Below are 11,211 nucleotides of genomic sequence, written 5' to 3'. Positions count from 1 at the left end.
CCGTATGAAACACTGGGCGGCGAGGCCGCCCTTCAATCAGTTGCTGCTGGCCAGGCACGGCGCGAGCGCGCTCGCCTTGGGGATCACGAACCGCCCCCTTGGGACCAAGGGGCCGGGTAATGGGTTACGCCGCTGTCAGAACCGTCCCGGTAACATGAGTGGTAACCCGAGACCGTCCGCCGCCGGGGCTTGACCCGCTCCACCTCGCTGCCGCGCACCGCGCTGGTCGTAGAGGGAAGCGGAAAACGCTGGAATTCTCAAACGTTGAGAGTTCCGGCGCTGCACCGGGAGGCTGAATGCGACACAACCGGAAATATCGGCCGTCAGCATTCCGTACATACGAGGAATGAGCCATCCGTGCAAGGGAGCGTCGCACGGCGGTCACAGTCGGCGAGTTTCGCATTTCCGTCATTAAGGATCGATTAACCCTGTGGTTCTATTGCGTTAAGAGAGCTGCTCGGAGGCACGGAATCGGTGGCGAGCCGCACAAATCGACGGATTTTGCTGGGGGGCGTGTTGCTGTGCACCGCGGCATTGCCGTGTGCTGATTCCTCGCGCCTGATCGCTGCGGAAAGCCGCCTGCAACCTGCTGCCGTCGCGGCGAATTTTCCGGTCGCCTCGGCCGCCCGCCTGGCCGGCGACGGCAAGCAGACCCGCTTCATCCTCGACCTCGACCAGACCGTCACCTTCCGCGCCGTCACGCTGGCCGACCCCTATCGCGTGGTGGTGGACGTGCCGCAGGTGAATTTCCAGTTGCCCGCCGGGACTGGAACTGGGGGGCGGGGGCTGGTCAAGGCCTTCCGCTACGGGCTCGTCATGCCCGGCGGCTCGCGAATCGTATTCGACCTGACCGGGCCAGCGAAGATCGCCAATTCCTACGTGCTGGAGGCGGCCAACGGCCAACCGGCCCGGCTCGTGCTCGAGCTGGAGGAGGTCGACCGCACCGCCTTCGTGTCGTCGCGTGCTCCCGAAAACCGTCCCGAGCTGCGGCCCGCGATCGCGGAAGCGCCACCGGCCACGGTTCCCAGTGCGCCGGCCCCGGATGCCGGGCAGCAGAAGCCCGATAGTCGACCGGTGGTCGTGATCGATCCCGGCCATGGCGGCATCGACAACGGGACGCAGTCGAGCGGCGAGAGCGAGAAAAACCTGGTGCTGGCTTTTGGCCTGGCGCTCCGCGACAAGCTGGAAAAAGCCGGCAAGTACCGCGTGGTCATGACGCGGGACGATGACACCTTCATTCCCCTCAATGACCGGACCAAGATCGCGCGCAATCTCAAGGCGGCCTTGTTCGTCTCGATCCACGCCGATGCGCTGCCGCGGGCCGAGGGCGATGCGCAGGGCGCGACGATCTACACGCTCTCCGACAAGGCCTCCGACGCCGAGGCCCAGCGGCTGGCGGATGCGGAGAACCGCGCCGATGCGATCGCCGGCTTCAACCTCGCGGAGGAGCCGACCGACGTCGCCGACATCCTGATCGACCTCACGCAGCGCGAAACCCGCACCTTCTCAAACCGTTTCGCCCGCCTTTTGATGAGCGAAATGAAGCAGACGGTGCGGATGCACAAGCATCCCCTGAAATCCGCCGGCTTCCGCGTCCTGAAAGCGCCCGACGTGCCATCGGTGCTGGTCGAGATCGGCTACGTCTCCAACAAGGGGGATCTCGAGCATCTGGTCTCCGAAGGCTGGCGGTCCCGCGCCGTCGGCTCGATGGCCCAGGCGATCGACGGATTTTTGACCAAGCGGATGGCCACGGCCGGGACGTCGAACTGAGCCGGTTTGTTCTTGTTCGTTCTTGCCGAGCCGAAGGCCCTAGTTTGGCCACAGCGGACGCTTTATAGAAACCGGTAGAGGGTTCCGGAATCGGCGAGAATCCTGTTCGGCAAGCGTCTTAAGTCCGGCCTCGATGTGATTGCGTAAGCCGGTGAATTCGCGACGTGAGGTTGGCGCCAGTTTTGGGGTGCCAGTTTTTAGGTCCTGTGGGGCTGATACTGGGCTGATCCAGAGTTTGAACGGATAAACAGATAATGCGCTTGCTGGTGCGGTTCATGGGCTTCCTGTTCGCCGCGGGAACAGTGGTGTTCCTTGTCGGTGTCGGGGCCGTGGCAGGCCTGATCTGGCATTTCTCCAAGGACTTGCCGGACTACTCTCAGCTTCAGGATTACGAGCCGCCGGTGATGACGCGTGTGCACGCGGTCGACGGTTCGCTGGTCGGCGAGTACGCCAAGGAGCGGCGGCTGTATCTGCCGATCCAGGCGGTGCCGAAGCTCGTGATCAACGCGTTCCTCGCGGCCGAGGACAAGAATTTCTACGAGCACGGCGGCATCGACTACACCGGCATGGCGCGCGCAGGCCTGCTCTATCTGCAGAACTACGGCTCCAACCGCCGTCCGCAGGGTGCGTCCACGATCACCCAGCAGGTCGCCAAGAACTTCCTGCTCACCAACGAGGTCTCCTTCGCCCGCAAGATCAAGGAAGCCTTGCTGGCGATGCGCATCGAGAAGACCTATTCGAAGGACAAGATCCTCGAGCTGTATCTCAACGAGATCTATCTTGGCCTCGGCGCCTACGGCATCGCGGCGGCCTCGTTGGTCTATTTCGACAAGTCCGTGAACGAGCTGACCGTGGCGGAAGCGTCCTATCTGGCGGCGCTGCCGAAGATGCCGGCGACGCTGCATCCGGTCCGCAACCGCGACCGCGCCGTCGAGCGTCGCAATTACGTGATCGACCGTCTCCTGGAAAACGGCTGGATCAAGCAGGCCGACGCCGACAAGGCGCGCAAGGAGCCGCTCGCCGTCACCAGCCGTTCCAACGGCGCCCACACCTTCGCCGGCGAATATTTCGCCGAGGAAGTCCGCCGCGACATTTTCGAGCGCTACGGCGAGAAGAAGCTCTACGAAGGCGGCCTGTCGGTTCGCACCACGCTCGATCCGAAGATCCAGGTCATGGCGCGCAAGGCCATGGTCGCGGGCCTCGTGAACTATGACGAGCAGCAGGGTTATCGCGGCGCCATCAGCAAGCTCGACATTTCGGGTGACTGGGGCGTGAAACTCGCCGAGATCAAGTCGCTGTCAGACATTTCGCCGTGGCGCATGGCGGTGGTGCTCGAGACCAGCGACCAGTCGGCGCGCATCGGCTTCCAGCCGAGCCGCGAGCTCGGCGGGGCCGTCAGCAAGCAGCGCGAGACCGGCATTGTCACGGTCGACGGCGTGCGCTGGGCGCGGGCCGTGCAGGGCGGCGCCAAGGGCAAGACGCCGACCGCGGTGTCGCAGGTGCTCCAGCCGGGCGACGTGATCTATGCCGATCCGCTCTACAAGGACGGCCACCCTGTCGAAGGCCAGTACCGGCTCCGCCAGATTCCGGAAGTCTCCGGCGCGATGGTGGTGATGGATCCCTGGACCGGTCGCGTGCTCGCAATGGTCGGCGGCTTCTCGTTCGACCAGAGCCAGTTCAATCGCGCCACGCAGGCCTACCGGCAGCCCGGCTCGTCGTTCAAGCCGATCGTCTATTCGGCCGCGCTCGACAACGGCTATACGCCCTCGACCGTCGTGCTCGACGCGCCGATCGAGATCGACCAGGGCCAGGGTGCCGGCGTGTGGCGGCCTGAAAACTTCTCCTCCGGCAAATTCCAGGGACCGGTGACGCTGCGCAATGCGTTGCGGCAGTCGCTCAACACTGTGACGGTGCGCCTCGCGCAGGACATCGGCATGCCGCTGATCGGCGAATATGCCCGCCGCTTCGGCGTCTATGATGAGTTGCCGAACTATCTCTCCTACGCGCTCGGCGCCGGCGAGACGACGGCGATGCGCATGGTCACGGCGTACTCGATGCTCGCCAATGGCGGCCGCCGCGTGAAGCCGACGCTGATCGACCGCATCCAGGACCGTTACGGCCGCACCATCTTCAAGCACGACCAGCGCGAATGCCGTGGCTGCGACGCACCGGGCGGCTGGAAGAACCAGCCCGAGCCGCAGCTGATCGACCGCCGCGAGCAGGTGCTGGACTCCATGACCGCCTATCAGATCACGGAGCTGATGGAGGGTGTGGTGCAGTCCGGTACGGCCACGGTGATCAAGGAGGTCGGCAAGCCCGTCGCCGGCAAGACCGGCACCACCAACGAGGCCAAGGACGCCTGGTTCGTCGGCTTCTCGCCGGACATCGCGGTCGCAGTTTACATGGGCTACGATAAGCCGCGTCCGCTCGGCAAGGGCAATGCCGCGACCGGCGGCCATCTGGCTGCTCCGATCGTGCGTGACTTCCTCAAGCTCGCGCTCGCCGACAAGCCTGCGGTCCCGTTCAAGGTACCTGCCGGCATCAAGCTCGTCCGCGTCGTCGCCAAGACCGGCATGCGCGCCGGCCCCGGCGAGACGGGGGGAACCATCCTCGAAGCCTTCAAGCCGGGCACGGCGCCGCCGGACAATTACTCGGTCATCGGCGTTGCCGACGCCGACGGACGCGGCGGCATGCCGGCCTCGCAGCAGCCGGATTCCGGCTTCCTGATGCGGCCGGGCACCGGCGGGTTGTGGTAGGCCGCGGATAAGGCCGACGATCACGGTTCGGGCGGTTGCGCTTTGCGGCCGCCGCCGTTACATCCCCTCTCGAACTGCACGCGGGATTCCGCAAGACAGAGAACAACATGCGCGCCGAAATCGAACGGTTGGTAGAAGAGATCAAGCAGTCAGTCGGGCTGCTGAGGAGGCATCTTTGACGTCGAGAAATCGACGGCGCGCCTCGCTGAGCTGAACAAGCTGGCAGAAGATCCCAACCTCTGGAACGACCCCCAGAAAGCCCAGAAGCTGATGCAGGAGCGCACCTCGCTGGAGGATGCACTCTCGGGCATCGGCAAGGTCGAGCAGGAGCTCGAAGACGACATCGGCATGATCGAACTCGGCGAAGCCGAGGGCGATGAGGGCGTCGTCGCGGAAGCCGAAGCTGCGCTGAAGAACCTGAAGAAGGAAGTGGCGCGGCGCGAGCTCGAAGCGCTGCTCTCGGGCGAAGCCGACCGCTTCGATTCATACCTCGAAGTCCATGCCGGCGCCGGCGGCACCGAGAGCCAGGACTGGGCGCAGATGCTTTTGCGCATGTACACGCGCTGGGCCGAAACGCATGGCTTCAAGGTCGAGTACCTCGAAGAGTCCGAGGGCGAAGAGGCCGGCATCAAGTCGGCGACCATCCAGGTCTCCGGCCACAACGCCTATGGCTGGCTGAAGACCGAAGCCGGCGTGCACCGCCTGGTGCGCATCTCGCCGTTCGATTCCAATGCGCGGCGGCACACCTCGTTCTCGAGCGTGCAGGTGTTCCCCGTCATCGACGACAGCATCAAGATCGACATCAAGGAATCCGACGTCCGCGTCGACACCATGCGATCGGGCGGTGCCGGCGGCCAGCACGTCAACAAGACCGAATCCGCGGTGCGCCTGACGCATATCCCGACCGGCGTCGCCGTGGTCTGCCAAGCCGGCCGTTCCCAGCACAAGAACCGGGCGCAGGCCTGGGACATGCTGCGCGCGCGTCTGTACGAGATCGAGCTGAAGAAGCGCGAGGAGAAGGCCGCCGCCGACCAGGCCGCCAAGACCGACATCGGTTGGGGCCACCAGATCCGCTCCTACGTGCTGCAGCCCTATCAAATGGTGAAGGACCTTCGCACGGGCGTGCAGACCTCCGATACCGCGGGCGTGCTCAACGGCGAGCTCGATGAGTTCATGGCCGCGACGCTGGCGCAGCGCGCTTTCGGCACCACCGCCGGCGACGTCGAGGACGTGGACTAGCCATGCCCCGCGTCGCGTTCATCGGGCTTGGGCGGATGGGCCACGGCATGGCCGGCCGCTATCTCGATGCCGGCTTCACGGTAACGGTCTGGAATCGCAGCAAGGCAAAGGCCGAGGACCTGATCGCGCGCGGCGCGATTTGGGCGACCTCGCCGGAAGATGCCGCGATCGATGCCGACGCGGTCGTGACCATGGTGGCCGACGACGAGGCCTCGCGCGCGGTCTGGCTCGGGCCGCAAGGAGCAGCCAAGACGGCGAAGGCCGGCACCATCGCCATCGAATGCTCCACCGTCTCATATGACCACGCCCGCGAGATGGGCCGCGAGCTCAACGCGCGCGGGCTGATCTACATCGACTGCCCCGTGACGGGATTGCCGGACGCGGCGGCGGCCGGCAAGCTGACGCTTCTGGTCGGAGCCGATGCGGCCGATCTCGACCGCGCGCGGCCGTTTCTGACGCCGATCGGCTCGACCATCCGCCATTTCGGCGCGGTCGGCTCCGGCACGGTTTACAAGCTCATCAACAATCTCATGGGCGCGATCCAGATCGCCGGCCTCGCCGAGGGCCTTGCGATTGCCGAGCAGGCCGCGCTCGACATGAACTTGGTGCTGGACTCGATCCAGGCTGGCGTCGCTGCAAGCCCGCAGGTAGCGCGTCACTCCAAGCGCATGGTCGCCCGTGATTTCAGCGGCGCGACCTTCACGGCAGCGCTCCGGCACAAGGACGCGGCCTATGCGGTGAAGCTCGCCGAGAGCCTCCTCGCCGACAAGCCGCTGGTGGCACGCGCCGCGGTCGAGGCCTACGCGCAGGCGAAGGCGGCAATGCCGGATGAGGATGAAGGGCGGATGATCGAGCTGGTGTCGCAGCCGAAGAAGCATGCTTAGGGCGTGTACTCATAAATTTCAGCTTACGCAAAGCGGAACTCTCCGACCTCGAGGGTATACGGCGACTTGTGGCCCAAGGCCGACATTAGGCACGAAGACTACTTCGGCTAAGGGCCGTGAGTGACCGCTCCACCGCGAGACCAACAGCTTAGCTCGCCAACCGCCGTCGGGACCCATGCCGCCTAACGACCGGTGTGCCGTGTGCTGACCCGTTGCGCGCTGCTGGCCAAACTTGAGGCTCGTCAATTGCGGTCGCTAAATCTTTGGTAGCGTGCGCGCAAGGCGAAGAATGCCGTGCTGTTCCACAGTGGGCGGGTCGATGGTGAGCATTCGAACCCTGAGAAGTAATATTCTGACGAATACCGAACGGCGGGAACCCTAAGAGCCGCGCGGCAGTGACCGCACGACGGCGCTCCTTCGTCGCAAACCCAACTATCTCCTTACGTCAATCCTCCAGACTATTCTGATGCCTGGGGGTGAATCCGCGGGAGGCTACAATGTTCAAGCGCGTTCCATTTACCCTGGGCGATCTGACCGACCATCAATGGGGCACCGACGACATTCTCACCGGCGCCGACAACACTATACCTAGACCAATCACAAATTTTCTGGTCGGCGATGCCGGCGGCAGCATGTTCGACTTTTCCAGGGGCGGCGACGACACCTTCTTTGGAGGATCTTTCAACGTCATCAACATTGTTTACGGTGACGCGCTCCGCAACATGTCGGACCACAGTAAAGGCGGCGACGATACCTTCACGGGAGGATCCTTACACTCCGTCAACACTTTCTACGGCGATGCCGGCGATAGCATGTCGGACCACAGTGAGGGCGGCAACGATACCTTCACGGGGGGACCCTTAAGCTTCGTCAACACTTTCGTCGGCGATGCCGGCGGCCACATTTCCAATCATAGTAAAGGCGGTGACGATACCTTCACGGTTCTGGCGGCCACTTTTGGCGTATCCAACACCTTCTACGGTGATGCGGCCGGTAACATGTCCGGCCATGCTGAGGGCGGAAATGACAGTTTCATGGCCAGCGGCTCGACTTTCAATGAGGTCACTGGCGACGCCGCTACGATGTCGGGTCGTGCAGTTGGCGGCAATGATTACCTAACCTGCGGCAACACGAGCGGCGGTGGAGAGAACATTCTCCGGGGTGACGCGTTTGCCATGTCGGACTTCGCACACGGCGGCAACGATGTTCTCACTGGCGGCAGCAACAGTGGCAGTGGTCAGCTCAATAATTTCCTCTACGGCGACGCGCTGTCCTTGTCCGGCTGCAGCAAGGGCGGCAACGATATCCTGTATGCCGGGACCGCGGCAGCCGGCAGTACTGTCAACAACGTGATGTGGGGTGACGGGTTATTGTCAGGCGGCGCTGAGGGCGGCCGAGATCAGTTCGTGTTCAAGGACGACGGCGTGATGACAGTCGGGACCCAGAACACCATCGAAGACTTCAGTCAGAGCCAACACGATCAGATCAAGTTCATCGATGTGGCGGGCGTGCAGTCATTCGACGATCTCGTCATCACCCAAAGTGCAACTGACACCGTCATTACCGCAGGAGAAGATCAAGTTACTCTGCACAACTTCACGGGTTCACTCACGGAAAAGGACTTTTTATTTGCCTGAAAACGAAAGCCATTCGCTCGCAAGATAGCATTCGAGGACGCGTCCGAGTGCCCGCCGCGACATGGTGCGGAAGGCTAAATTTATCTTTACGTCCGAGCTGGCGCCTCCATGACCGAAGCGGTGGTCGGGCGAGCTGATATCCGACAGGCAGCGAGCGCGAGCATGCGCACGGCTCTTTGCTAATTAGCCTCTCGCCAACCTCTCACTCCGGCAGACCCGTCACTAAACCAATCCGCGCTACAGGCTGAGATTTGCAGCAACGCTTGAGTCTGCTTGTGGCCCTTAGCCGACCAGCTGGGTCAACCTCGCCATGTCCGCTATTGAAAACTGAGTGGACAAGGCGCCGCCTCCGCGCGCGCCGATCGGGTTTATGAGTTACAAGTCCTGGCCGGCCAGCATCGCGCGGGACAATTCGATCGCCGCATTCATTCCTGGTATCAGCTTCGAAGCCGGCATTTCATCGGAAATCGGGTGGCACTGTTCGCCCCGTCGCTCTAGGTCAGCGGGCTCGACTATCGATGTGAGAGTCCATGCCCCCGAACGACCACCGGATCGACGCGCGAGACTGGTCGCTGCTTGCTCTGCTCTCGATCCTCTGGGGCGGCTCGTTCTTCTTCAACGGCGCGGCGTTGCGGGACTTGCCGCCGCTGACGCTGGTGTTTTTGCGCGTGGCGCTCGGCGCGGCCATGCTGCTGCCGCTGCTGCGCGCACATGGCGTCGGCTTTCCCAAGAGCTGGGCGGGGTGGGCGCCGTTCATCGCGATCGGGCTGCTCAACAACGTCATCCCGTTCTCGCTGATCGTGATCGGCCAGACGTTCATTCCGAGTGGGCTGGCCTCGATCCTGAACGCGACCACGCCGATGTTCACGGTGGTCGTGATGATTGTCGCGGGCGAGGAGGCCTTGCAGATGCGCCGCATGGCCGGGGTGGCGTTGGGTCTCGCCGGCGTGATCCTTCTGCGCGGATGGGGCTTCGAGACGAGGCCGGGGCAGGGGTTCGGCGTCCTGCTCTGCCTTGGCGGCGCACTGAGCTACGGCTTTGCGGCGCTGGCGGCGCGGCGGCTGCTGAAGGATTCGGTCCCACTTGGAACGGCGACATTTCAGTTGATGGCATCGACGGTGATGATGGCGGTCGTGGCCGGCGTCATGGAGCAGCCGTGGCGTCTTCCGATCCCGGGCGTTGCGACCTGGTTCGCGGTACTCGGGCTCGCCGCGCTTTCGACTGCGCTCGCCTACATCGTTTTCTTTCAGATCGTGCGGCGCTCGGGGGCGAGCAACGTGATGCTGGTGACGCTGCTCATTCCCGTCACCGCGATCCTTCTGGGATGGCTGGTGCTGGGCGAGTCGATCTCGATGCGTGAGATCGCGGGCGCGCTCGTCATCGGCAGCGCACTATTGGTGATCGACGGACGTGCGTTCGACCCGCTGCGTCGCGCCGCGTAAGTTCCAGCGCTGCCTCACCACGAGCGAAGCCAGTGATCGCCAACTCTGCCCGCGCTAGCCTGCGCTCAGGCGCACGCCGGCGCGCAGAAATTTCTGTGGGTCGACCGCTTCGCCCTCGATACGGGTCTCATAGTGCAGGTGCGGACCCGTGGAGCGGCCGGTCGAACCGACGAGGCCGATGACCTGGCCGATCTTCACGACTTCGCCGACCCTGACGTTGATCTCGGAGAGATGGCCGTAGCGGGTCGATAGCCCGTTGCCGTGATCGACCTCGACCATGCGGCCATAGCCGCCGGACCAGCCGGCGGAAACCACCTTGCCGTAGGCGGTGACGCGGACGGGGTCACCGCTTGCGGCGCGGAAATCGAGGCCGGTGTGCATCGCGGGCCGGCCCAGGAAAGGATCGCTGCGCACACCGAAGCCGGACGTGAACTCGACCTCGCCGATGACGGGCTTGCGGTAGGGCACCAGCGCCAGCGTGCGGTTGAGACGGTCCATCTCGGCGCGCGTGGTGTGGATGCGATGGAGCTGCTTTTCGAACGGTCCGGCATTCGCCGTCAGCTTGACGGGGACGAACGGTCCGCCCATCGCGCTGCGCGGCACGGCAGCTTCGAGATGGGAAAGGTTCAGGCCGAGATCGCTCACTACGCTGCGCATCCGGCGCATGCGCGAATCCATGCTTTCCTCGACCGCGTTGAGCGTCGCCATCTGACGCCGCTCGACCTGATCAAGCGAGGTCGTGAGCCGGACCAGCACGTTGTCGAAACCCTGGTTCTTGGCGAACTGGCTGGTCGGCGCTGCCACGACGCTCGGCGCGCGCGATTCGAGGCGTGCTTCGCGATCCGGTGGCGCCACGAAGATCACGGTGTCGCTGATCGGCGACGGTTTTGGCGTGGTCTGGCTTGAATCGCCGCGCTGCGGGGCAGCGCGGGGAATCGAGCCGGTCACGTCGGGCATGGCGCCGAGCGCCGTGGCCCGGGACTCCAGCGCCGTCTGGCGCTTCATGATCTGGTCGAGCTTCTGGTCGAACTGTTCCTGGTCGAGCAGCTGGCGGCTGGTGGTGCGATCGATCTTGGCGCGCAGCTCGGCGATGCGGTCCTCATAGGCGTATTGCATCTCGGCCTGGCGGGCGATCAGCCGGGTCAGGACGTCGTCGCGGAACGCGAAATAGGTGGCAGTGGCGGCCGACCATAACCCGAGCAGCACCACGGTGCCGACCACGATCCAGAACACCACGGGCCCGAAGCGGACCTGCTTGCCGGCATGGACGATGGTGTAGGCATCGTCGGCGGCGGCCAGGGGAATCGCGGTTGCCGCCGCTGGGGCGGCCGGACGGCGCTGGAAGGCCCGTCCGTGGTCGTGAGGATGATGTTGGAGGTACTGCGAGTATTGGGCAGAACTTTTCGACATCGGCACTCCCGCGCCGGTCGGATGGGTTCCTTGCGGCTCAATTGCCGCAGCAATCTGGGCCGCTCATGGTTAA

The 11,211-nt window shown here is 64.2% G+C and carries 7 protein-coding genes; 6 read left to right on the top strand and 1 reads right to left on the bottom strand.

The window, feature by feature from the left end:
- Positions 1 to 474 precede the first annotated feature (474 nt).
- The 6 genes from HZZ16_RS27705 to HZZ16_RS27680 all read left to right on the top strand — a co-directional run bounded on the left by HZZ16_RS27705 (position 475) and on the right by HZZ16_RS27680 (position 9,728).
- Positions 475 to 1,770, top strand: a complete 1,296-nt coding sequence (locus HZZ16_RS27705) for an N-acetylmuramoyl-L-alanine amidase (RefSeq protein ID WP_197952999.1) — start codon at positions 475 to 477, stop codon at positions 1,768 to 1,770.
- Positions 1,771 to 2,024: 254 nt separating this feature from the next.
- Positions 2,025 to 4,526, top strand: coding sequence for a penicillin-binding protein 1A (locus HZZ16_RS27700; protein ID WP_197952998.1), 2,502 nt, complete (start codon positions 2,025 to 2,027; stop codon positions 4,524 to 4,526).
- 107 nt (positions 4,527 to 4,633) lie between these two features.
- Positions 4,634 to 5,765, top strand: a protein-coding gene (gene prfB, locus HZZ16_RS27695) for a peptide chain release factor 2 (RefSeq protein ID WP_197952997.1) whose coding sequence is annotated in 2 segments (ribosomal slippage) — positions 4,634 to 4,702 and positions 4,704 to 5,765 — 1,131 coding nt in all. Because the reading frame shifts where the segments join, the coding sequence is not laid out codon by codon here.
- A gap of 2 nt (positions 5,766 to 5,767) precedes the next feature.
- Complete coding sequence (locus HZZ16_RS27690) at positions 5,768 to 6,649, top strand: NAD(P)-dependent oxidoreductase (protein ID WP_197952996.1); 882 nt, start codon at positions 5,768 to 5,770, stop codon at positions 6,647 to 6,649.
- Between the two features lie 497 nt (positions 6,650 to 7,146).
- On the top strand, positions 7,147 to 8,286 hold the full coding sequence (locus HZZ16_RS27685) for a calcium-binding protein (protein ID WP_197952995.1): 1,140 nt from the start codon (positions 7,147 to 7,149) through the stop codon (positions 8,284 to 8,286).
- Between the two features lie 530 nt (positions 8,287 to 8,816).
- The gene (locus HZZ16_RS27680; RefSeq protein ID WP_197952994.1) at positions 8,817 to 9,728 is read left to right on the top strand and encodes a DMT family transporter; all 912 of its coding nucleotides are present in this window, start codon (positions 8,817 to 8,819) and stop codon (positions 9,726 to 9,728) included.
- Positions 9,729 to 9,782: 54 nt separating this feature from the next.
- Here HZZ16_RS27680 and HZZ16_RS27675 read toward each other — a convergent pair whose 3' ends face one another.
- Positions 9,783 to 11,138, bottom strand: coding sequence for a M23 family metallopeptidase (locus HZZ16_RS27675; RefSeq protein ID WP_197952993.1), 1,356 nt, complete (start codon positions 11,136 to 11,138; stop codon positions 9,783 to 9,785).
- Positions 11,139 to 11,211 lie beyond the last annotated feature (73 nt).

The organism is Bradyrhizobium glycinis (assembly GCF_016031655.1).
GTDB lineage: Bacteria > Pseudomonadota > Alphaproteobacteria > Rhizobiales > Xanthobacteraceae > Bradyrhizobium > Bradyrhizobium glycinis.
This window is presented reverse-complemented; position numbering and strand designations above follow the sequence as displayed.

Excerpts from the sequence above, each read along its gene's own strand:
- HZZ16_RS27690 (WP_197952996.1), top strand. The coding sequence starts at position 5,768 with ATGCCCCGCGTCGCGTTCATCGGGCTTGGGCGGATGGGCCACGGCATG.
- HZZ16_RS27700 (WP_197952998.1), top strand. The coding sequence starts at position 2,025 with ATGCGCTTGCTGGTGCGGTTCATGGGCTTCCTGTTCGCCGCGGGAACA.
- HZZ16_RS27685 (WP_197952995.1), top strand. The coding sequence starts at position 7,147 with ATGTTCAAGCGCGTTCCATTTACCCTGGGCGATCTGACCGACCATCAA.
- HZZ16_RS27680 (WP_197952994.1), top strand. The coding sequence starts at position 8,817 with ATGCCCCCGAACGACCACCGGATCGACGCGCGAGACTGGTCGCTGCTT.
- HZZ16_RS27675 (WP_197952993.1), bottom strand. The coding sequence starts at position 11,138 with ATGTCGAAAAGTTCTGCCCAATACTCGCAGTACCTCCAACATCATCCT.